The organism is Verrucosispora sp. WMMD573 (assembly GCF_027497175.1).
GTDB lineage: Bacteria > Actinomycetota > Actinomycetes > Mycobacteriales > Micromonosporaceae > Micromonospora.
This window is the reverse complement of record NZ_CP114901.1, coordinates 1,483,782-1,505,766: the sequence shown is the minus strand read 5'-3', so window position 1 is coordinate 1,505,766 and position 21,985 is coordinate 1,483,782. Positions and strand designations below refer to the sequence as shown.

Sequence of the window (21,985 nt, the reverse complement as noted above, 5' to 3'; positions counted from 1 at the left end):
GCTCGACGGTAGGGCGATCGTGAACCCGAGCGGGTGTCATCGCTTCGCTGTTCGCCCGTACGTGTCGGACAGGTAGTCGGCCCAGGTCCGGCGGGCCGCCGGTCGGGCGTCGGTGACCAGGCCACCGCCGCGCAGCTCCCGGCCGAGGCGACCGGGAAAGCGGATCGGCAGCAGCGGGCGACGGGAGCCGCGCGCCTGCCGCCAGGCCCGCACCGCCTCGTCGAAGCGCTGCACCTCAGGGCCGCCGTACTCCACAATGCCGCCGCGCGCCCCGGCCCGGAGCAGCTCGACCAGCTTGTCGGCCACCTCGGCCGGGTCGACCGGTTGGGCCAGCACCGCCCGGTCACCGATGACCGGGCCGAGCTTGCTGGACAGGCGCAGCATCTCGTCGATGAACGGGAAGAACTGGGTGGCCCGCAGCACCGTCCACGGCACCTTCCCGTCGGCGATGACCTGCTCGGCTGCCAGCTTGTGCCGGTAGTACGAGTAGGGCACCCGGTCCACGCCAACGATCGACACGTACACCAGGTGCTGTACCCCGGCACCGGCGGCAGCGTCGACCAGGCGGCGGGTGCCGAGCACGTCGATCTGGTGGGTCTGCCGGGTCGGCGAGGACGCCAGGTGCAGCACCGCGTCCACGTCGGTCACCGCTGCGGCGACCCCCTCGCCGGTGGTCAGGTCCGCCACCACCCATCGGACCCCGGATCCGGTACGCGGCCGGCGGCTGGTGGCCCGCACCTCGAACCCCGCGTCGACCAGCCTGGGCAGCACCTCCCGGCCCAGCCTGCCACCCGCGCCGGTGACCAGTACACGCATGTCAACCTCCCTCGTCGCCTGCCCGCTCGACGGATCGAGCCGTCCCCCGCGTGACCAGCTGTGAGCGGTCTCACTTCAGCAGGTCGAGTGCGGTGATCACCACGAAAAGCACGATGACGGCCTCACTGACCAGCCAGGAGTGGCTGTTCGCCCAGTCCCGGATGCGCGGCAGCAGCACCGCCGCCCGGCGACCGAGCATCAGCAGCGCCAGCAGCGGGAGGGCGAGCAGAGCCAGGGTGAGCAGCACGAAGGGCAGCAGATGCCACCACGGCAGGTCGTGCCGTGCGGCACTGGCCCCGACCGTGGCCATGGTCAGGTCATCGGACGGCATGCCCAGGAACAGCAGCAGGCCCACCTTCGCGGCGTACCCGGGGCCGGCGTGTTGGAGTTCGCCCATCCACCGCGGCGGCCCCGAGTGCCGGCGCAGGAAGACGACCACCGCCAACACCGCGAGCAGCGCCAGCACGAACCAGTCGATCCACCGTTCGACAGTGCCGCGACCAGCACCGGAGAAGTTGATTTTGAACAGGCGGACCGCCAGCCAGGCCAGCGTCGTACCACCGAGGACGACGAGCGCCGCGCCGCCCAGATAGCCCAGCGAGGCGGCCCGTGGCCGGTCGGACGAGGCGAAGAAGACCGCCGCCACCAGTTGCGTGCCGGCGACCATCACCACGGCCAACGGCAGCAGCGTCAGGAAGGTCATCGCCAGCTCATCCTGCCGGCTGTCCCGACCGCGCACGGCCACTTCCGCAATCCACCCGCCACCCGGCCCGGTCAGTCAGGCCCCTCGACAGGCGGCCGGCACGCTCAGGCCGACGCCGTACGCGGCGTCGGCACGACCCGGCCGGCGAGCAGGGCACCAATCAGGGCGAGTCCGGCCGCCACGGCGAGAGTCACCCCGTAGTGGAAACGGCCCGGTGCCGCCCCGGCGGCGAGCACCGCGCCGGTCAGCGCCAACACCGTCGCCGACGCGAGCGAGTCGCACAGTTGCAGGGACGAGCTGTTACGCCCCTGCTCGCCGGGAGCCGACAACTCAAGGGTGAGCGCCGACAGCGACGGGAAGAGCAGTCCCATGCCGAGCCCCGCGACCGCCCAACCGAGAACGCCCACCCCCACCGGCACCGCCGGGACCACGCAGCTGCCCACCACCGCGGTGCCCACCGTGATGCAGGTGAGGCCGGCCCTCGGCAGGGTGCCCCGGGACCGGGGCGACCGGATCCGCGCCTGCACCCACGAGCCGAGCGACCAGGAGAGCGCACCGGTGGTCAGCACCAGCCCCGCCGCCGTCGGCGTGAAACCCCGCTCCCGCGACAGCATCAACGGGATCACCACCTCGGCGCCGACGAACGCGGCCGAGGCCAGCCCACGCAGCCCGACCACGGTGGGCAGGCCGCGACCGGCCCGCAGAAACCCGGCCGGCAGCAGTCGCGGAACGCAGCTCAGCATGCCGACCAGGGCGATCCCGACCAGCGACGCGGCGGCGACGCCACGCTGCTGACCCCCGATGTGCAACAGTGCGGCGCTCGCCCCCGCCCCGCAGGCCCAACCGATCCGCGCCAGCGCCCCGGCGGAGCGGCGGACCGGACCGGCCACGCCGATCGACCGCAGCCCCGGATGGATCAACAGCACCGCCGGCACGGCCACCGCCGGCACCGCCAGGAACACCCACCGCCAGCCGACGTGCTCCACGACCAACCCCGCCACCACCGGACCGACGAGCGACGGAACCACCCAGGCTGCGGCGAACGCGGCGAAAATGCGGCGGTGCAACTGCTCCGGGTACGCCTGCGCGACGATCACGTACAGCGCCACCGACAGCAGGCCCGAGCCGAAACCCTGCACGATCCGACCCAACACCAGCGTCGCCATGTCGGTGGCGGCACCGGCGAGCAGCAGCCCGGCGACGAACCCGGCGAGACCGGACCACATCGGCGCACGTGGACCCCGCGCGTCACACCAGATGCCGGATAGCACCATCGCCACCACGCCGGCCGCGAACGGGCCGCCGAAGGCGATCCCGTACAGCGCCAGGCCGTCCAGGGCGCGGGCGACAGTTGGCATGGCGGTGCCGACCGCCAGCGCCTCGAACGCCAGCAACGAGACCAGCGCCACGCTGCCCACCGTCATGGCCCGCAGTCGAGGGGCGAAAAGCGACCCGGCGGGTACCGGAGGCGGGGCGATCAGCATGCGGCAAGCCTCCGACCTCAACCTGCCTTCAGGTCAAGGGTGACGCGGCTTACCTCAGGCGGACTCCAGCGCCTCGCCTAGCCCTTTGGCCAGCCCGGACAGGTGCTGGTCGGCCAGCAGATGCCCGGCGGTGATCACCAGCGCCAAGGGCCACTCGATCACCTGGAGCACGGTCAGCACCCCGATGCCGGCGTAGTAGGTCAGCTTGTCCGGCGGCGGCACCGCCACCTCCCCCAGCCAGGGCACATTCACCCGGCGGGTGAACATCTGCAACGACTCCCGGGTCCCACTGAGCTGTCGTGTCAGCGCATTCATCTCGCCTCCCCGTAGCGACGACGGCCCACTGCGGATTCCTCCGCCGTAGCCTTCCATGCCCGGCCGAACCGGAAACTTTTCCCAGCTCGGCTGGGCATAAGGGACGTCCGGCCGGGAAGCCAGGCCGCCGGGCACGAACGGTAGGAGGCAAAATGCGGTTTGGCGCCGTCGGAGTACCTCCGGTGGTGGAAGCCGCCTCCCGCCGCGTCGGTGCCACCGCAACCCGGCTCGCCCGCGCGGCCGGGTTGACCAGCCGGCGGGTGTGGTCCCGCCCCGGCCGGCACCACATCGAGGTCCACGGCGTCTGCCAGGACGGCGGCGACACCCTCGCCCGCCAGGTCGAGTCGGCGCTGGAACGAATGCCGGGGGTCAGCTGGGCGCGGGTCAACGCGCCCTCCGGGCGGGTGGTCGTCGCGGTCGACACACCGGGACCGAAGGTACGCGAGCTGGTCGCCACCATCGCCCGGGTCGAACGCACCTGCCCACACGAACCGGATCCGGAGATCCCGCCGCCGCACCCACCCGAGGAAGGACCACGAACCCCGCGTACCCTCGGCGCCCTCGCCTCCGACGCGCTCGGCCTGACCATCTCCGCGGCTACCCGGATCCTGCCCGTCACCCCGGTTCCCGGTGAGGTCTCCGGGCTGCTCAGCGCCATCGACCTGCACCCGAAGCTGCACGCCCTCGCCGGTCTGGGACTACGCCGCGACCCGCGCGCCGAGGTTCTCTTCCCACTCGCCGAGGCGGTGGTGCAGGGCCTCACCGGCGGCTGGACGGGGATAGTGCTCGACGGCGCACAGCGGATCGTCCAGTGGGGCGAAGGGCTGGCCCAGCTGCGAGCCTGGGAGAAGGCCGAACCCCGGCTCACCGGCGAGCCGGATCGCGCCGTCGCCCGTACCCCCGCCTTCGAACGGCCCTGCCCGAAACCCGACGGCTCCGTCGAGCGGTACATCAACCGGATGCTCGCCGGTGGTGCGGCGGCCTTCGCCGCGGCGACACCCGTGGTCGGCCCGAAACGGGCCGCCGCCCTGGGCCTGTCCGCGCTGCCCAAGGCGCCGGGCAGCGGACGCGAGGGGTACGCGGCCCAACTCGGCCGGATCCTCGCCCGACGCGGCGTCATCGCCATGGACCGCAGCGTGCTCCGCGAACTCGACCGCATCGACACGCTGGTGCTGGACGCCCGGATCCTCGGTTCCGACCGGGGCGTCCTGGCCGATCTGGCCCCACTGCCCGGCGTCGACACGTCCCAGGTCGCCGCCCAGGCATTCGCCCTCTTCGAGCCGGCCGCACCGAACGACGTACATCAGCTCGACGGGTGGCGGCTCGGCCCGCTGGACCGGCTCGGCGTGCGGGAGCCCGGCGACACCGACGACAGCCGACGGCTACGCCAACGCGGCGGAACTCTGCTCGGTCTGGCCCAGGCCGACACTCTCGCGGCCGTACTGCGGGTCGAACCCGAGCCGGCACCCGGCGTCGAAGCCCTACCGGCCGTCGCCCGGCAGGCCGGCCTGCGGCTCGTCGTCGCCGGCGGCGACCCGCAGCGGCACGCCTCCGCCGACGCGCTGATGCCCGGCGACGACCAGCTCACCGAGTCGGTACGCACCCTGCAACGGGAGGGCGCGGTGGTGATGCTCGTCTCCGGCGAACGCTCGGCGCTGGCCGCTGCGGACTGCGGGCTGGGCCTCGCCGACGCCGACGACCCGCCCCCGTGGGGGGCGCACCTGCTGGTCGGCACCGATCTGCGGGTCGTCGCCCTGATCATCGAAGCGGCCGGGGTGGCGCGGCGGATGACCGCGCAGAACCTGCGCATCGGCCTGGCCGGCACCGGCCTCGGCGCGCTCGGTGCCTTCACCGCCGACCCGGCCCTGCTACCCGGCCGTACGCTCGCCTCGGTCAACGGCGCGGCGGCGCTGGCCTTCGCCCACGGCGTGTGGCGGGCCGGCCGGCTGACCGAACGAACCACCGCACCCGCACCCGCGATCACCGCCTGGCACCTGATGCCGGTGACCACAGTCATCGACCAGCTCGGCACGGGCCACGACGGGTTGACCGAGACCGAAGCCCAGCGACGACAGGCCAACCGCGCAGGTGAGACGGCTGGCCCGGGCGGGCTGCTCCGCGCCTTCGTCGACGAACTGGCCAACCCGCTCACCCCGGTGCTCGCCGCCGGAGCGGTGCTCTCCGCCAGCTTCGGCTCGCTCGTCGACGCCGCCCTGGTCGGTGGGGTCGTCGGAGCTTCGGCGCTGGTCGGCGCGGTACACCAGCGCAACACCGAGAAGTCGCTGGCGCAGCTGCTGTCCCGTTCGGCGGTGACCGCCCGGGTCCGCCGCGACGGCGTCGAACGGGTGGTACCCGCCGACGACCTCGTCCCCGGCGACGTGATCGTGCTCGAATCCGGCGACGCGGTACCCGCCGACTGCCGGGTGCTGACCTCCGTCGGCCTGGAAGCCGACGAGTCCTCCCTGACCGGCGAATCGCTGCCGGTCAGCAAGACCGACCAGCCGGTGGTCGCCGCCGCCGTGGCCGAGCGCTCCTCCATGGTCTACGAAGGCACCAGCATCGCCGCCGGCCGAGGCGACGCCGTGGTCGTGGCCACCGGCGCGGACACCGAGGCCGGACGCAGTCTCGCCCTGGCCGGGCAGGCAGCACCGGTCAGCGGAGTCGAGGCGCGGCTGGGCAAGCTGACGCGGACCGCGGTCCCACTGGCCGCCGGCTCGGCGGTCGCCGTGGCCGGCGCCGGGCTGCTGCGGGGCGTACCGCTGGCCCAGACCGCCGCGACCGCCGCGAACCTGGCCGTCGCCTCGGTGCCGGAGGGACTGCCGTTCCTGGTCAGCGCCGCCCAACTGGCCGCCGCCCGGCGACTCGCCGAGCACGGTGCGCTGGTCCGTAACCCGCGCACCATCGAGGCACTGGGCCGGGTCGACGTGCTCTGCTTCGACAAGACCGGCACCCTCACCGAGGGCCACCTGATGCTGGTCGGGGTGGGCGACGCCGACTCGTACGCCCCCGTGGAGCAGCTCGACGACCGGCTGCGACACACCCTGGCGGCGGCGCTACGCGCCACCCCGGCGGCCGACGACCCCGAGGAACTCTCCATGCAGACCGACCGGGCGGTGCTGCGAGGTGCCCGCGCCGCCGGCGTCACCGAACCGGACGGCGCGCCCGGTTGGCGGGCCGCCGGTGGTCTGCCGTTCGAACCGTCGCGCGGGTACCACGCCAGCGTCGGCGAAACCGACACCGGGTTGCTGCTCAGTGTGAAGGGCGCACCGGAGGCGGTCCTGCCGCGCTGCGCCGCGAACCGCGTCGCCGGACGCGACGAGCCGCTCGACGACGCGGGCCGGGCCGAACTCCACCGGCTGCTCGGCGAACGGGCCGGCGCGGGACACCGGATCCTCGCCGTCGCCGAGTGCACCGTCACCGACCCAGACATCACCGACGACGGCGTACGCGGCCTGGTCTTCACCGGCTTCCTGGCGATCGCCGACGGGGTACGCGCCAGCGCCGCGCCGGCCGTCCGCCGGATCCGCCAGGCGGGCGTGCACACCATCATGATCACTGGTGACCATCCGGCGACCGCCGAGGCGATCGCCGCCACCATCAGCGCCGGAGACGCTCAGCAGGTGGTCACCGCCACCGAACTCGACCAACTCGACGACACCGCCCTCGCCGAGCGGCTGGCCGCCACCGACGTGGTAGCCCGCTGCACCCCGGCCCACAAGGTCCGCATCATCCAGGCGCTACAGAAGTGCGGGCGTACCGTCGCGATGACCGGTGACGGCGCCAACGACGCCCCCGCCATCCGGCTGGCCGACGTGGGCATCGCCCTCGGTCAACGGGGCACCCCGGCGGCCCGCGCCGCGGCCGACCTGGTGGTCACCGACGACCGGCTGGAAACGATCATTGCCACCCTGGTCGAAGGTCGGGCGATGTGGTCCTCGGTCCGCCACGCGCTGAGCATCCTCGTCGGCGGCAACCTCGGCGAGATCGCGTTCAGCGTGCTTACCGCCGCCGCCACCGGCCGGGCCGCGCTCAACGGACGCCAACTGCTGCTGGTCAACCTGCTCACCGACATGGCACCGGCGCTGGCCATCGCCGTACGGCCACCCGGCGGCGACCACGCCGACGGACTGCTCCGCGAAGGCCCGGACAGCTCGCTCGGCCAGACCATGACCCGGGAGATCGGGCTGCGCGCCGCCGCCACCACCCTCGGTGCGACCACCGGCTGGACACTAGCCCGCTACACCGGCACCCAGCGACGCGCCGGCACCGTCGCCCTGGTCTCCCTGGTCGGTACCCAACTCGGCCAGACCGTGCTGGCCGGCGGCACCAGTCCGACCGTGCTCGCCTCCACCGCCGCGTCCTTCGGGGTGCTGGCCGCCGTGGTGCAGACCCCCGGGCTCAGCCAGTTCTTCGGCTGCACCCCGCTTGGCCCGGTCGGCTGGACCATCGCCACCGGATCCGCGCTCGGCGCCACCCTCGCCAACGGCGCTCTCACCCGGCTCGTCGCTCAATTTCCCCAGACCGACGGCGAGCAGGGCGATGCCGGGCAGCGCGACGCCGATGCCGCCGGGCAGCGCGACGCCGGGCAGGGCGAGCAGGCCGACGACCAGCGGGACCACGGCGATGGGGGCGATGGCGGGCGAGCGGACGGCCGGCCCCACTTCGGACAGGAAGCCTCAGCGCACCACGGGTGACCGTCGTCAGGTCTGTTACTCGAAGACGACGGGATCCCAGGTCGCGGCGGCGCGGCGCAGCCGGTCATTGACGGCCCGCCCCACACCGGTGTCCGGCACCGGCTCCGCGACGATCTCGGTCACCCGGGCGGCGTCCAGTCGATGCAACGCGTCGAAGAGGCGAGCCGCCGCCTCGGTCAGGTCCCCGGAGGCGGAGAGCACCTCAACCGCCGCCCAGCCGCCCGCCGGCCGGTCCCGGAACGCCAGATACCCGCGCCCCGCACCGCCGGCACCCGCCGACTCCGCGCCGGCAAGCAGCCGCAACGGCGTACGCGGCGCATAGTGCGCGGCCAAGGTGCCCGGTGCGACCGGCTGCCCCGAGCTACCCGGCCGGACCGTCACCGGCCCGGTCACCTTCTCCAACTCCTCCACCGGCAACGCACCGAGCCGCAGCACCACCGGCCGGTCCCCCCGGGCGTCCACGATCGTCGACTCAATCCCGCAGCGGGTCGGCCCGCCATCGAGCACCACGTCCACGGCCGCACCCAGCCCGCGCACCACGTGCTCCGCACGGGTGGGACTCAGCTGCCCGAACCGGTTCGCGCTCGGCGCGGCCACCGGAACCCCGGCAGCGGCAATCAACCGCCGAGCGTGCTCGTGATCCGGCACCCGCACCGCCATGCTGTCCAGCCCGGAGGTGACGATCGGCGGGATCCTCTCCGGTCGGTCCACGATCAGCGTCAACGGCCCCGGCCAGAACCGCGCGGCCAGCGCCGCCACGGCCGGCGACACCGGCCCCACCAGCGGTTCCAGGTCCGCCACGTCGGCGAGATGGGTGATCAGCGGATCGAAGCTCGGCCGCTGCTTCGCCTCGAAGATCCGGGCCGCCGCCCGCGCGTCCAACGCGTTCGCGCCCAGCCCGTAGACCGTCTCCGTCGGAAAGGCCACCAGGCTGCCCGTACGCAACAGGGCAGCCGCCTCGCCGACGTCACCGTCGGCAGGCAGCACACGAGGAAATCCGATACTCACCCCTCCGACGCTAGCCTGCCGCCGATGCCACCACCGTCGATGGTCACCCAGCTACCCGGCTTACGGCTGGCTGTACGGATGGGCAGCGACCCGTGGCCCTGCCTACATCTCCTCGGGAGCATGGGAAAGCAGATGAACGGTCTCGGTGCCTCGCCGATCAATGGTCCTGTCGACCACGGGCTATCGTCGTGCTCGTCCTCAGTGAGGTCGATCCGCAGTTGTGTGGAGCCCAGGGGACTCGAACCCCTAACCCCTGCCTTGCAAAGGCAGTGCTCTGCCAGTTGAGCTAGGGCCCCGTCACGGCGCTGAGGCCGCAGGTCGGAGCGGACGGTGTCAGCGCAGGTCCGTCGAGGTGGTCGCCTCGTGCCAGAGGGCGCGCTCGTCGTTGGCTTCCTTGACCTTCTTGGCCACCACCGCGGCCACGCCGACGACACCAACCAGGATCAACAGCTTCTTGAACATCGGGGCTGCCCCTCACGCTCGACGTGCCGTCGGACCATGTGCGGTGGGGCTAGCTGGAATCGAACCAGCGACCTCAGAGTTATCAGCTCTGCGCTCTAACCGACTGAGCTATAGCCCCGCGTAGCGACGAGCAAGGTTAACCCATCCGCCCAGCGCCCCCCAAATCGGGGCCGGGCCCACCAGCCACCCCACGCCGCCCCCTGAACCTACCCGAGCACCAGGACCCGGTACACCGGGTTAATCGTGCGCACGACCTCCGGCGGACCCTCCGCAGAATGCGGCATTCCGCGCGATCCCAGCCGCCGGAGACCCCCACATGCGGCATCCCGCGAGGACCTGGCCGCCGGGGACCCCCACAATGCGGCATCCTGCGCGAAACCGGAAAGCCGGCCCGCACCACCGCGAAGGGCGGCACGGACCGGCGTCGAAGAACTGTCAGTCCCGCTCGGCGAGGGTCAGCTCGATGCCGCCAACCAGGTCGGCGCAGACGTTGTAGACGAACGCACCGAGGGTGGCCAGCGCGGTGAACAGCACGACGTTGACCAGGCCGATCAACGCCGAACTGAAGATCACCCCGCGTGCGGTGATCTGGAAGCCGTCGGTGCTCTGCCCACCACCCGCGTTGACCAGGTCACCGAGGCTGTCGTTCACGCTGCTGAACACACCCATCGCGTCCAGCGCCAGATACAGCACCGAGGTCGCCACGACGATGACGATGAACAGCACCACCGACAACGCGAAGGCGAACTTCATCACCGACCACGGGTCGATCCGCTTGAGGTTCAGGCGGGCCCGGCGCGGCCCGCGTGAGGCAGCCGAGCTGACCGAGGTACGCGCGGCGCGTACCGCCTCACCGACCCGCGCGGCGCCCACCGCCGTGCTGACCCCCGGGGGCAGCCCACCACCGTTGGCCGGTCGGCCGAGCCCGAACGACCGGGTCGCGTCCGGCTTCGGACCCACCCCGGTCACCCGGGGCTGGGTACCGGTGGTGCTGGTGCTGGCCGCCGGCAGGATTCCGGTCGCACCCGGAGAGGGCTTGCCCCCAGAGGCAACGGTCGGCTGGACAGGGGACGGCTTACCGACCGAGGTCGTGGTGGCTTCCGTGGCGCTGCCGCCCTCCGTCGACTTCTCCTCCGCGACGTCGCCCTCCGATTCGTCTGTCGGCTTGTCGGGAGGTGGGGCCATTCCGGGAGCCCGGGTGAATTTCGGGGCAGGCGCGTCGGCAGGGACGGTGGCCCGGCCCACGGCCGCGCGGCCGGTCGCTGGCGTGCCGCTCTTCGCGGCGTCCTCGTCGACCGGGTTGGCCGAGGTCCCCGCGTTCCCCGACTTCGCCTGTGTCTCCGTCATTCAACTAGTCCTGTTCGTCAGGCTCGTCGGCATTGCGAGCAATCGCCACGATAGTCACGCCGTCCGGAAGGTCCATCAGCTTGACCCCCATTGTGTTCCGGTCACGCGTACGGCGTACAGGCTTCACCGGAGTCCGGATGACGCCACCGTTGCTGGTGATAGCGAACAGCTCATCGTCCGGGTCGATCACGACAGCGCCGACCAGACCACCGCGTCGCTCGGTGATCTTCGCAGTCAGCACACCCTTACCTCCCCGGCCCTGCACCGGGTATTCCTCGATCGGGGTACGTTTCGCGTATCCGCCGTTCGTGGCCACCAGGACGTCCAGACCCTCCCGGACGACCTCCATGGCCAGCAGTTCATCTTCCTCGCTGAAGCGCATGCCGATCACACCTGAGGTCGCCCGACCCATCGGGCGCAGGGCCTCGTCCGTGGCGTTGAACCGGATCGCCTGAGCGTTCTTCGAGACCAGCAGCAGGTCGTCGCTGGGAGCGACGAGCGCAGCACCGACCAGCTCGTCCTCATCGCGCAGGTTGATCGCGATGATGCCGCCGGACCGGTTGGAGTCGAACTCCTCAAGCCGCGTCTTCTTCACCAGGCCGTTCTTCGTCGCCAGGACCAGGTAGGGAGCCACCTGGTAATTCGGGATCTCGATGATCTGTGCGATCTGCTCGTCCGGTTGGAAGGCGAGCAGGTTGGCCACGTGCTGGCCCTTGGCCACCCTACTGGCCTCCGGAAGCTCGTACGCTTTGGCCCGGTACACCCGCCCCTTGTTCGTGAAGAACAGCATCCAGTCGTGCGTCGAGCAGACGAAGAAGTGGCTGACGATGTCGTCCTGCCGCAGCGTGGCACCACTGACGCCCTTACCGCCCCGCCGCTGCGAGCGGTAGAGATCAACCTTGGTCCGCTTGGCGTACCCGGTCCGGGTGATCGTGACGACCACGTCCTCCCGCGCGATGAGGTCCTCCATCGAGACCTCGCCGTCGAACGGAATGATTTTGGTGCGGCGGTCGTCGCCCCACTTGGCGACGATCTCCCCCAACTCCTCCGAGACGATCCGACGCTGCCGCTCCGGCTTGGCCAGGATGTCCTTGAGGTCGGCGATCTCCACCTCCAGCTTGGCCAGATCGTCGAGGATCCGCTGCCGCTCCAGCGCGGCGAGCCGACGCAGCTGCATGTCCAGGATCGCGGTGGCCTGGATCTCGTCGATCTCCAGCAACCGGATCAGACCCTGCCGGGCGTCCTCAACCGTCGGCGAGCGCCGGATCAGCGCGATCACCTCGTCCAGCGCGTCCAGCGCCTTGGCCAGACCGCGCAGGATGTGCGCGCGCTCCTCCGCCTTACGCAGCCGGAACGCGGTCCGCCGCCGGATCACCTCGATCTGGTGCTCGACGTAGTAGCGGATGAACTGCGCCAGGTTCAGCGTGCGCGGCACCCCGTCGACCAGCGCCAGCATGTTCGCGCCGAAGGTCTCCTGAAGCTGCGTGTGCTTGTAGAGGTTGTTCAGCACCACCTTCGCGACCGCGTCGCGCTTGAGCACCAGCACGATCCGCATACCGGTACGCCCGGAGGACTCGTCGCGGATGTCGGCGATCCCGCCGAGCTTGCCCTCCTTGATCAGCTCGGCGATCCGCTCGGCGAGATTGTCCGGGTTCACCTGGTACGGCAGCTCACTGACCACCAGCGCCGGCCGGCCCCGCTTGTCCTCCTCCACCTCCACCACGGCCCGCATCCGGATCGAGCCACGACCCGTGCGGTACGCGTCCTGAATGCCGGACTGACCGACGATCAGACCGTGGGTGGGGAAGTCCGGACCCTTGACGATCTCCAAGAGTGCTTCGAGGGTTTCGGCCTCGTCGGCCTCCGGATGCTCCAGACACCACTGCACCGCTGCGCCGATCTCGCGCAGGTTGTGCGGCGGGATCTTGGTGGCCATGCCGACCGCGATGCCCTCGGAGCCGTTGATCAGCAGGTTCGGGATCCGCGACGGCAGGATGGTGGGCTCCTTGGCCCGGCCGTCGTAGTTGTCCTGCAGGTCGACGGTGTCCTCGTCGATGTCCCGCAGCATCTCCATGGCGAGGGGGTCGAGCTTGCACTCGGTGTTGTGGCTGACGAAACCGTCGGAGACGAACGAGTGATCGTCGGTGTCGACCCGGATGCTGTAGACCGGCTGCACACCCGCGTCCGCGACCTCGGCCACCTCGGCGTAGTAGAAACGCCCGTCGACAAGCGGCTCGACCACGTCGAGCACCTCGGCGTTGGTGATCCGCGCCGCGATCTCGTCGCGGTCCCGCTCCCACCGCTCGACCCGGTCCACGTTGTGCCGGCGCAGCCAGTCCCGCTCGGTCCACCGGCTCGCGCCGTGCTCCCGGATGAAGTCACCGACCAGCGGCACGTGGTCGCTGGAGAGGGCGGTGCTGCTCGCCGGCACCAAGGCCAGTTCGGACTCCAGTTTGGCCTGCTTGCGGCCGAGGAAGCCGACCTGGGCGGCGAAGATTCGGGCGTCCCGGCGGTTGGTGACGACGACCTTGATCTCGCCGCTGTCGTACCGGCAATGCCGGCTGATCACGCCGAACTCCAGCAGCAACTGCTGCACCTCGCGGGCGAGCCGCTCGCTGCGGGTGGAGTACGAGATCTGGATGGTGTGGCGCGGCAGCAGCGAGGACGATCCGTCGCCCTCGAAGAGCGCCTGAAGGAAGGCCCGCTTGATGGCGGCCGGCCCCTGCCAGACGAACTCCGGCACGAACTTGTCAGCGCTGCGCGCGCCAACCAACTCACCGAGGATCGATCCCGAAAAGTCGGAAATCCAGCCGCGTAGCTTGTGCAGCGTCTTGCCGGTGATGGTCGTTTCGGTTCCGACCCAACGTCGACCACCCACGGCGAGGTCGTAAGCCGCCAGGACGCGGACAAAGAACTCCCGATCGCAGTTGTCGAAGCCGACGCGATCAGCAGATGTCCAGCCCTCACTGACATAAGCACCCGCGAGGACGGCAGCCTCGACATGCTCAAGCATCGGGTAGCCGATCTCGTCCGGCACGCTGCGCTGGAGGACCACCCGATCACCGGGGGCGATCTCGGCGAGCAGCTTCCAGAGCAGGGTCGGCACGCCGGCCACGTCCACCAGGCAGAGCACCGGGTGGTTGTGGGTGCCGGTCAGCTCGTACCCCTCGCGGGTGCGCAGCCGCAGCGTCGGGTGCTCGCCCGAGTGGAAGAACTTCGAGGCGTGGACCAGGTCGCCGTTGCGGTCGCGGACCTTGAGCTCGATGTCGGTCTCGCTGCTCGACGCGGCGCCCGGCACCACGTCGCCGATCCGCACGCTTCCCATTGCGGTACGAATACGGGAATCTGCCGTAACGCAATATCTCATGGCCGCAGCCGGATCATTTCCGGGCGAACCGAAGTTGCCGTTGCCGTCGACCAGGGGGTAGCGCAGCGACCAGGGCTGGGCCATCCGGACCAGGGCGTCGTAGATGGCCGAGTCGCCGTGCGGGTGGAACTGGCCCATCACGTCGCCGACGACCCGGGAGCACTTCACGTAGCCGCGGTCCGGCCGGTAGCCGGAGTCGAACATGGCGTACAGGATCTTGCGGTGGACCGGCTTGAGCCCGTCCCGGACGTCCGGCAGCGCCCGCCCGACGATGACGCTCATCGCGTAGTCGAGGTAGGAGCGCTGCATCTCCACCTCGAGCCCGACCGGCTCGATCCGGTCGTGCGAGACGACGGCGGCCAGCGCCTCGGGGACCTCGGGCTCGTTAGGTGTGGACTCGGGGGAATCGGTCACTGTTAACCCTTATCAGACTGAGTGTCGCTTTTGCGCTGTGGATAACGGCTGTGGATACCGGCCAAGCTGTGGATAACTCTGTGGACCCGTACCGGGCCGGAACGTTCCGACCCGGTGCGGCGTCCGTCAGATGTCCAGGAACCGAACGTCCTTGGCATTGCGCTGGATGAACGAGCGACGCGCCTCCACGTCCTCACCCATCAACACGCTGAACAGCTCGTCGGCGGTTGCCGCGTCGTCCAGGGTCACCTGGCGCAGCGTACGGGTGGCCGGGTTCATCGTGGTTTCCCACAACTCCGGGTAGTTCATCTCGCCGAGACCCTTGAACCGCTGGATGTCGTCCGGCTTGGCGTTCGGCTTCTTCTGCTGGCGCAGCGCGATCAGCCCGTCGCGCTCCCGGTCGGAGTACGCGTACTGCGCGTCGTCACCCTTCCGGTTCCACTTGATCTTGTAAAGCGGCGGGGCGGCCAGGTACACGTGACCGAGTTCCACAAGCGGGCGCATGAAGCGGAACAGCAGGGTGAGCAGCAGCGTCTGGATGTGCTGGCCGTCGACATCGGCGTCGGCCATCAGCACGATCTTGTGGTACCGCAGCTTCTCGATGTCGAAGTCGTCGTGGATGCCGGTGCCGAGCGCGGTGATCAGCGCCTGAACCTCGTTGTTCTTCAGCACCCGGTCGATCCGGGCCTTCTCCACGTTCAGGATCTTGCCGCGAATCGGCAGGATCGCCTGGGTACGCGGATCCCGTCCCTGCTTGGCCGAGCCGCCGGCCGAGTCACCCTCGACGATGAACACCTCGGACTCGCGCGGGTCGGTGGACTGGCAGTCGGCCAGCTTGCCCGGCATCGAGCCGGACTCCAGCAGCGACTTGCGCCGGGCCAGCTTGCGGGCCTGCTGGGCGGCGATCCGGGCGCGGGCGGCCTGGGACGCCTTGGTAATGATGATCTTCGCCTCGGCGGGGTTGCGGTCCAGCCAGTCGACCAGCCGGTCGTTGCAGACCCGCTGCACGAAGCTCTTCACCGGCGTGTTGCCGAGCTTGGTCTTGGTCTGACCCTCGAACTGCGGGTTGGTCAGCTTGACCGAGATGATCGCGGCCAGGCCCTCGCGGATGTCCTCACCGGAGAGCTTCTCGTCACCCTTGAGCAGCTTCTTGTCCGTGCCGTACCGGTTGACGACGCTTGTCAACGCGGCCCGGAAGCCCTCCTCGTGGGTGCCGCCCTCGTGCGTGTTGATGTTGTTGGCGAAGGTGTAGACCGACTCGCCGTACGACTCGTTCCACTGCATGGCGATCTCAAGCGACATGCCCTCTTCCTCGGCACCGTACTCGATCACCGTCTTGTGGATCGGGGTCTTCGAGGCGTTGAGGTGGCGGACGAAGTCGGCGATGCCACCGTCGTACTTGAAGGTGACCTCGCGGAGCTTGCCCTCCTCACCCTCCGCGACCCGCTCGTCGAGCAGGTGGATGGTGAGGCCCCGGGTCAGGAACGCCATCTCCTGGAGCCGCCGGTAGATCGTCTGAAGATCGAAGTCGACGGTCTCGAAAACGTCCGGGTCGGGCCAGAAGGAGACCGCCGAGCCGGTGCGGTCGGTCGGCTCGCCCTTCTCCAGGGCGGTCGGCTTGGAGTGGTGGTACTGCTGCCGCCAGACGAAGCCGTCCTTGTGGATCTCCACGGCCATCCTGGTGGAGAGGGCGTTGACGACGCTGACGCCGACGCCGTGCAGGCCGCCGGAGACCGCGTACGCCTTGCCGTCGAACTTGCCGCCCGCGTGCAGCACGGTCAGTGCCACCTCGACGCCGGGCTTCTTGAGCTTGGGATGCAGGTCGACCGGGAAGCCCCGGCCGTTGTCGGTGACCCGGACGCCGCCGTCGGCTTGCAGCACCACGTCGATGGTGTCGCAGTGGCCGGCCAGCGCCTCGTCCACCGCGTTGTCGACGACCTCCCACACGAGGTGATGCAGACCGCGTTCGCCGGTGGACCCGATGTACATGCCGGGCCGCTTGCGGACCGCCTCCAGCCCTTCGAGAACGGTGATCGACTCGGCGCCGTACTGCTGATTTTCCTGCGCTGCCACCCTCGGCCACTTTCTCGCGCCCGGCGCGCCGTGGGGCACGTCGAACGCGGGTTCGGCGGACAGGCGCGACGTCGGCACGCGGACCGGCACCGGGGACAATTCCGGAGTACGGGTCGAACGCGCCGGTCGCCGCGGTTGCCCGCGGATCGCGATCGGCTCGACCCGAGTCGGACGGATGATCGCGGGCCCGCACCGGACCCGCGACCCGTCACTCCGCACCGGGTCTTCGTCTCACGCCAATCTTACTGTGCGCGGGCGATAGAACCACCACTCGGCACCCCTTCGCAGCGGCTCAGATCTCCGTAGCGGGCCGAATCGCGCTGTCCGCGACTCCCCCTACACGCCAGGGCATGATCAACGAATCTGTCGCGTGACGGCGCTGCCGGGTCCGGCGGCGAAAGATGGGCGGTACCGGGCGGTACGACCCGCGACGGGCGATCCGTGACCCTCGGGTTGCCGCAGCGGCCTTGATCTTTCAACGTTGGAACCGGACGATCGACCCGATCCACTCGCCCGTGCCTTGAGAGGTGACACCCGATGGGGCTGGACAACGTCGCGGTTCAGTGGCCGCGGACCGGCCGCTTCTACGACCCGGTCGCACCTGCCGAGTTCGTCGATTTCGGCGACATCGTCGACGTGCCGGGAATCTCGGCGCCGACCGCCGCGCTCGCTGAGCTGATCGCGAAGACCGGCACGGTCCGGGCCACCGCGTACACCGAAGTGGTGGATCTGATCCTCGGACTCGATGGTGTGCTCTACGCCACAGACGCTGCCGCCGAGGACGAGGATCCGGTGATCGACCCGGACGGGTGCGGCTGGATCGCCGGCGGCATCGAACGTTTCGTCGCCACGCACCGTCCGCACGGTGAGGCGGTCACCTTCGATTCGGTGGCTACGGTGCTGCGGTCGCTGCTGGCCGACGGCCGCCTGGCTGAGCAGCAGCTACGGTGGCTCGACAGCCGCCTGGACGCGCTGCGTGACGACAGCGGCGCCGCGCCGCAGTGGACCTTCACCTGCGCGGAGCTGAGCGTGCTCGCCGCCTTCTACCGGCGCTGCGCCGACAACGGCTTCGCCGTCTATGCCGAGTCGGCGGCACCTCGCCGGGCGTCGCAGTCGTAGCGGTCGTCGGCACCGGGCGGGGCCGCCGGTCAGCCGTAGGTGTCGCGGGGGCCCCGGCCGCGCACCCGTCGTGGGCCGCGTGACCAGGACGGGGCGGCCGGGCCGTGGATGTGCAGTTTGCGGACCACGTTGTGGCCGACCTCGCGGGCGATCTGCTGCAACAGCGACCCGGCGAGCAGGCGCAGCTGCGTCGCCCAGGCCGTGGAGCGGGCCTCCACGGTCAGTTCACCGTTCTCCAGCTTCACCGGGCGGCTGTGCTGGGCCACCTCCGCGCCGACCACCCGTTCCCAGGCGCCGAAGACGGTGGCCTCGGCGGCCGGCTGTTGCCAACCGCGGGCCTTCATCAGCCGGTTGAGCACCGCGCCGAGGGGTTGCGGGTCGCGTGGGTCCGGGCCGGGCCCCGAGTAGCCGCGCAGCCGACGCTCACCGTCGCCGCCGGTCGCGGTGCGACGGCGGGGACGGCCGGCGGCCTCGCGCCGCGCCTTCGCCGCGTCCAGCACCGCGCGGGCCAGCTGCGGGCCGGAGACGCCCTCGCCGTCGCCGGTAACCGGCACGGTGCCGCCGTCCTCCGCCGTGGGCGCTGCGGCTGGCGGCTCCGCCGGGCGGCTGGCGGGCTTGTCGGTTCGGCCGCCGTCGCCAGTGCCATCCTTCCTGGCGGTACGCGCACCGCGTCCCGCAGCCGAGCCACCCGGCTGCCCCTGGGGCGCGCTGTCCGGCGGCTGTGGCTCAGTCGGCACGACGCACCGCCCCCTCCGTCACCTCGTACCGGGCGCCACGCAGGGCGGCTGGCACGTCGTCGGCGACCGCGCAGGTCACCAGCAGTTGGCTGGCCCCGCCGACCAGTTCGGCGAGCCGGTCCCGCCGGCCCGCGTCCAGTTCGGCGAAGACGTCGTCGAGCACCAGCACCGGCTCGATGCCGTCGTTGCGCAGCAGGTCGTAGCCGGCCAGCCGCAACGCGAGCGCGTACGACCACGATTCGCCGTGGCTGGCGTAGCCCTTGGCCGGCAGGGGGCCGAGGGTGAGGGTGAGGTCGTCGCGGTGCGGGCCGACCAGGGTGGTGCCGCGTTCGATCTCGGCGGAGCGGGAATCCTCCAGTGCGGTGGTGAGCACCGCCGCGAGGGCATCCCGGTCGGTGGTGGGTTCGGCGAGGTCTACCGAGGGCCGGTAGCTGATTCCCGCCGCACCGCGGCCGGCGGCCACCGCGTCGTATGCCTTGGTGACGTGCGGGGCCAGGGCGGCGACCAGTTCCAGCCGCCCGGCGAGCAGTTCGGCCCCGTGCCGGGCCAGGTGGGTGTCCCAGACGGCGAGGGTGGTCAGGTCACCGCCGCGCGATCCGCCGGTCTTGCGGGCGAGGTACGCGGTGCGCAGCAGCGCGTTGCGTTGTTTGACCACCCGCTCGTAGTCGGCGCGTACTCCGGCGTAGCGGGGTTGGCGCAGCACCAGCAGGTCGTCGAGGTAGCGGCGGCGTTCGGCCGGGTCACCCCGAACCAGTTCGAGGTCTTCCGGGGCGAAGAGCACCAGCCGCAGCGCGCCCAGCACGTCGCGCGCCCGGCGGGCTGGGGAGCGGCCGAGGCGGGCCCGGTTGGCCTTGCCTGGGACGATCTCCAGCTCCACCAGGAGTTCGCGGCCGTCGTGCACCACCGCGCAGCGGATCACCGCGGCGGTGGCACCCATCCGCACCAGCGGGGCATCGGTGGCGACCCGGTGGGAGTCGAGGGTCGCGACGTAACCCAGCGCCTCGACCAGGTTCGTCTTGCCGACGCCGTTGGCGCCGATCAGGACGTTCGGGCCCGGTTCGAGGTCGACGCCGATCCGCTCGTAGGAGCGGAAGTCGACAAGTTCGAGCCGGCGGACGTACACGGGGTCGCGGCGCCGGTCAGGGCTTGCGTACGGCGTGCCCGCCGAACTGTTGCCGCAGCGCGGAGACGGCCTTGAGCGCCGGCGAGTCCTCCTGCCGGGAGGAGAACCGGGCGAACAGCGAGGCGGTGATGACGTTGAGCGGCACGGCGAGCCGGACCGCCTCGTCCACCGTCCAGCGTCCCTCACCGGTGTCCTCGGTGTAGTCGCTGAGCTGGGTCAGCTCGGGGTCCTCGTCGAGGGCCCGGTCGAGCAGGTCCAGCAGCCAGGAGCGGACCACGGTGCCCTCGCGCCAGGACTTGATCACGCCGGGCACGTTCGTCACCAGCTCGGAGGCGGCCATCAGTTCGTAGCCCTCGGCGTAGGCGTGCATCAGGCCGTACTCGATGCCGTTGTGCACCATCTTGGCGTAGTGGCCGGCGCCGACCGGCCCGGCGTGCACGAAGCCGTACTCGCCGTCGGGCTTGAGCGCGTCGAAGATCGGCATCAGCCGGTCGACGTGTTCCTGCGCGCCGCCGACCATCAGGCCGTAGCCGTTCTGCCGGCCCCACACCCCGCCGGAGACGCCCACGTCGACGTAGCCGATGCCGCGTTCGTGCAGCCGCTCCGCCCGAGGGGCGTCCTCGCTGAACCGCGAGTTGCCGCCGTCGATGATGAGGTCGCCCTGGCCGAGCACGTCGGCCACCTCGTCGATGGTGGCGTCGGTGACGGCGGCGGGCACCATCACCCATACCGCGCGCGGCGCGTCCAGCTTCGCGGCCAGTTCAGCCATGCTGGCCACATCGCTGCGCTCCAGGTTGTGGTCGAGACCGACCACCTCGTGACCGGCGGTGCGCAACCGTTCGCGCATGTTGCCGCCCATCCGGCCGAGTCCTACCAGGCCGAGCTGCATCTCTGGTGACCTTTCGTGGGTGCGGTTGGCTCTGCCGGTCAGCGGGACACGCGGATCGGCATGATGAGGTACCGGTACCCACCGATAAGCTCGCCATCCTCGCCGGCGGGGGAAATGACCGCGGGCTTGAAGGCGTCGACGAAGTGCAGTACGGCGAACTGGGTGCCGAGGTTGGACAACCCGTCGATCAGGTACTGCGGGTTGAAACCGATGGTCAGCGGTTCGCCGGTGAAGGTGGCCTCCATGGCCTCGCTGGCCCGGGCCTCCTCGGTGCCTCCGGCCTCCACCACCAGGCCGTCGGCGCTGAAGCTGAGCAGCACGGGGGTGGCGCGTTCGGCCACCAGGGCGACCCGCTTGACCACCTCGATGAGGGTGCTGACCGGCACCTGGGCCTCGGCGTTGTGGCTGGCCGGGAAGAGGGAGCGGACCGGCGGGTAGTTGGCCCCGTCGAGCAGTCGGCTGGTGGTACGTCGGGTGCCACCGGAGAAACCGATCATGCCCTCGCCGGCGGTGCCCTGGGACAGGGCCAGCACGACCTGGCCGCCGAGGGGGCCGAGGGTCTTCGCGGTGTCGTTGAGCGTCCGGGCGGGGACCAGCGCGTTGAGGCTGATCTCCGAGTCGTCCGGGTTCCACTCCATCTCGCGAAGGGCCAGCCGGTAACGGTCGGTGGCGAGCATGGCCAGGTTTCCGCCGGAGATCTCGATGCGTACCCCGGTCATCATCGGCAGCGTCTCGTCCCGGCTGGCGGCGACCGCCACCTGTGCCACCGCCGCGGCGAACGCGGCGGCGTCCACGGTGCCGGCGCTGGCCGGCATCTCGGGCAGGGTGGGGTAGTCCTCCACCGGCATGGTGGGCAGGGTGAACCGGGCGCTGCCACAGACCAGTTCGAGGTGCGCGCCGACGGCGGCGATGTCGACGGGCTTGGCGGGCAACGCCTTGGTGATCTCGGCGAGGAGTCGCCCGGAGACCAGCGCGGCGCCGTCGGCGTCGCCCTGCACCTCCACGGTGACCTGGCTGCTGACCTCGTAGTCGAAGCCGGAGACCTGCAGGCTGCCGTCGGTGACCCGCAGCAGCACCCCGGCCAGCACCGGTACGGATGGCCGGTTGGGCAGGCTCTTGGCGGTCCAGGCCACGGCCTCGGCGAGCGCGTCGCGCTCCACTCGGAACTTCATAAATGCCTCCGCGTCGACGTCGACGTCGTCAACTCTCTCATGCCGGACGCTGCCCACCGACCCGCCTGGCGTGCGGGTACCCCTCGCACCTTAGGGCGCGAGGGTATCGGCTGTGTGCCCGACCCCGTGGATCGTGTCGCTGCTGACGGGTCTGTCCCGGCAGCGGTCGACCGATCCACAGGAAGTCCAACGGTGATGATTGGTTTTTGTTCTTTTAGAAGAGATAACTCATCGTCTTCATCGCACCTGTGCAAACTGTGGA

15 protein-coding genes and 2 tRNA genes are annotated in these 21,985 nt (G+C 70.8%); 2 read left to right on the top strand and 15 right to left on the bottom strand.

Features of this window, described 5'->3' with window-relative positions; translation table 11 throughout:
* Positions 1-36 precede the first annotated feature (36 nt).
* From O7601_RS06925 to O7601_RS06910, 4 genes are all read right to left on the bottom strand, one after another.
* Positions 37-816, bottom strand: a complete 780-nt coding sequence (locus tag O7601_RS06925) for an NAD(P)H-binding protein (RefSeq protein WP_281565383.1) — start codon at positions 814-816, stop codon at positions 37-39.
* A gap of 70 nt (positions 817-886) precedes the next feature.
* Positions 887-1,561, bottom strand: a complete 675-nt coding sequence (locus O7601_RS06920) for a GAP family protein (RefSeq protein WP_281565382.1) — start codon at positions 1,559-1,561, stop codon at positions 887-889.
* 62 nt (positions 1,562-1,623) lie between these two features.
* Positions 1,624-3,003, bottom strand: coding sequence for an MFS transporter (locus O7601_RS06915; protein WP_281565381.1), 1,380 nt, complete (start codon positions 3,001-3,003; stop codon positions 1,624-1,626).
* A 54-nt stretch (positions 3,004-3,057) separates the two neighbouring features.
* On the bottom strand, positions 3,058-3,375 hold the full coding sequence (locus tag O7601_RS06910; RefSeq protein ID WP_281565380.1) for a hypothetical protein: 318 nt from the start codon (positions 3,373-3,375) through the stop codon (positions 3,058-3,060).
* A gap of 95 nt (positions 3,376-3,470) precedes the next feature.
* Between O7601_RS06910 and O7601_RS06905 the strand changes: the two genes are divergently transcribed.
* Positions 3,471-8,012, top strand: a complete 4,542-nt coding sequence (locus tag O7601_RS06905; RefSeq protein ID WP_281565379.1) for an HAD-IC family P-type ATPase — start codon at positions 3,471-3,473, stop codon at positions 8,010-8,012.
* 15 nt (positions 8,013-8,027) lie between these two features.
* Here the strand turns inward: O7601_RS06905 and O7601_RS06900 are convergent, their stop codons facing one another.
* The 7 genes from O7601_RS06900 to gyrB all read right to left on the bottom strand — a co-directional run bounded on the left by O7601_RS06900 (position 8,028) and on the right by gyrB (position 16,683).
* Positions 8,028-8,996, bottom strand: coding sequence for an L-threonylcarbamoyladenylate synthase (locus O7601_RS06900; protein WP_281566827.1), 969 nt, complete (start codon positions 8,994-8,996; stop codon positions 8,028-8,030).
* Between the two features lie 247 nt (positions 8,997-9,243).
* Positions 9,244-9,316: transfer RNA gene (locus O7601_RS06895), tRNA-Ala, on the bottom strand.
* Between the two features lie 37 nt (positions 9,317-9,353).
* Positions 9,354-9,482, bottom strand: coding sequence for a DLW-39 family protein (locus O7601_RS06890; RefSeq protein ID WP_281565378.1), 129 nt, complete (start codon positions 9,480-9,482; stop codon positions 9,354-9,356).
* A gap of 44 nt (positions 9,483-9,526) precedes the next feature.
* Positions 9,527-9,600: transfer RNA gene (locus O7601_RS06885), tRNA-Ile, on the bottom strand.
* Between the two features lie 317 nt (positions 9,601-9,917).
* Positions 9,918-10,829, bottom strand: a complete 912-nt coding sequence (locus tag O7601_RS06880) for a DUF3566 domain-containing protein (RefSeq protein WP_281565377.1) — start codon at positions 10,827-10,829, stop codon at positions 9,918-9,920.
* 4 nt (positions 10,830-10,833) lie between these two features.
* Positions 10,834-14,610 (bottom strand): intein-containing DNA gyrase subunit A, encoded by a 3,777-nt coding sequence (gene gyrA, locus O7601_RS06875; protein ID WP_281565376.1) that lies wholly within the window; start codon positions 14,608-14,610, stop codon positions 10,834-10,836.
* A gap of 126 nt (positions 14,611-14,736) precedes the next feature.
* Positions 14,737-16,683 (bottom strand): DNA topoisomerase (ATP-hydrolyzing) subunit B, encoded by a 1,947-nt coding sequence (gene gyrB / locus O7601_RS06870; RefSeq protein WP_281565375.1) that lies wholly within the window; start codon positions 16,681-16,683, stop codon positions 14,737-14,739.
* Positions 16,684-17,220: 537 nt separating this feature from the next.
* Here gyrB and O7601_RS06865 point away from each other — a divergent pair.
* The gene (locus tag O7601_RS06865; RefSeq protein WP_281565374.1) at positions 17,221-17,802 is read left to right on the top strand and encodes a hypothetical protein; all 582 of its coding nucleotides are present in this window, start codon (positions 17,221-17,223) and stop codon (positions 17,800-17,802) included.
* A 29-nt stretch (positions 17,803-17,831) separates the two neighbouring features.
* Here the strand turns inward: O7601_RS06865 and O7601_RS06860 are convergent, their stop codons facing one another.
* The 4 genes from O7601_RS06860 to dnaN all read right to left on the bottom strand — a co-directional run bounded on the left by O7601_RS06860 (position 17,832) and on the right by dnaN (position 21,723).
* Positions 17,832-18,356 carry a DciA family protein gene (locus O7601_RS06860; RefSeq protein WP_281566826.1) on the bottom strand — a complete coding sequence of 175 codons (525 nt, stop codon included), beginning with the start codon at positions 18,354-18,356 and terminating at the stop codon, positions 17,832-17,834.
* A 172-nt stretch (positions 18,357-18,528) separates the two neighbouring features.
* Positions 18,529-19,662, bottom strand: coding sequence for a DNA replication/repair protein RecF (recF, locus tag O7601_RS06855; RefSeq protein WP_281565373.1), 1,134 nt, complete (start codon positions 19,660-19,662; stop codon positions 18,529-18,531).
* A gap of 16 nt (positions 19,663-19,678) precedes the next feature.
* Positions 19,679-20,551, bottom strand: coding sequence for a phosphogluconate dehydrogenase (NAD(+)-dependent, decarboxylating) (gnd, locus tag O7601_RS06850; protein WP_281565372.1), 873 nt, complete (start codon positions 20,549-20,551; stop codon positions 19,679-19,681).
* Positions 20,552-20,589: 38 nt separating this feature from the next.
* Complete coding sequence (gene dnaN / locus O7601_RS06845) at positions 20,590-21,723, bottom strand: DNA polymerase III subunit beta (protein ID WP_281565371.1); 1,134 nt, start codon at positions 21,721-21,723, stop codon at positions 20,590-20,592.
* Positions 21,724-21,985: the final 262 nt, after the last annotated feature.

Bases quoted from the DNA above. Each gene is read 5' to 3' on its own strand.
- O7601_RS06925 (WP_281565383.1), bottom strand. From the start codon at position 816: ATGCGTGTACTGGTCACCGGCGCGGGTGGCAGGCTGGGCCGGGAGGTG.
- O7601_RS06915 (WP_281565381.1), bottom strand. From the start codon at position 3,003: ATGCTGATCGCCCCGCCTCCGGTACCCGCCGGGTCGCTTTTCGCCCCT.
- O7601_RS06910 (WP_281565380.1), bottom strand. From the start codon at position 3,375: ATGGAAGGCTACGGCGGAGGAATCCGCAGTGGGCCGTCGTCGCTACGG.
- O7601_RS06905 (WP_281565379.1), top strand. From the start codon at position 3,471: ATGCGGTTTGGCGCCGTCGGAGTACCTCCGGTGGTGGAAGCCGCCTCC.
- O7601_RS06890 (WP_281565378.1), bottom strand. From the start codon at position 9,482: ATGTTCAAGAAGCTGTTGATCCTGGTTGGTGTCGTCGGCGTGGCCGCG.
- O7601_RS06880 (WP_281565377.1), bottom strand. From the start codon at position 10,829: ATGACGGAGACACAGGCGAAGTCGGGGAACGCGGGGACCTCGGCCAAC.
- O7601_RS06865 (WP_281565374.1), top strand. From the start codon at position 17,221: ATGGGGCTGGACAACGTCGCGGTTCAGTGGCCGCGGACCGGCCGCTTC.
- gnd (WP_281565372.1), bottom strand. From the start codon at position 20,551: ATGCAGCTCGGCCTGGTAGGACTCGGCCGGATGGGCGGCAACATGCGC.
- dnaN (WP_281565371.1), bottom strand. From the start codon at position 21,723: ATGAAGTTCCGAGTGGAGCGCGACGCGCTCGCCGAGGCCGTGGCCTGG.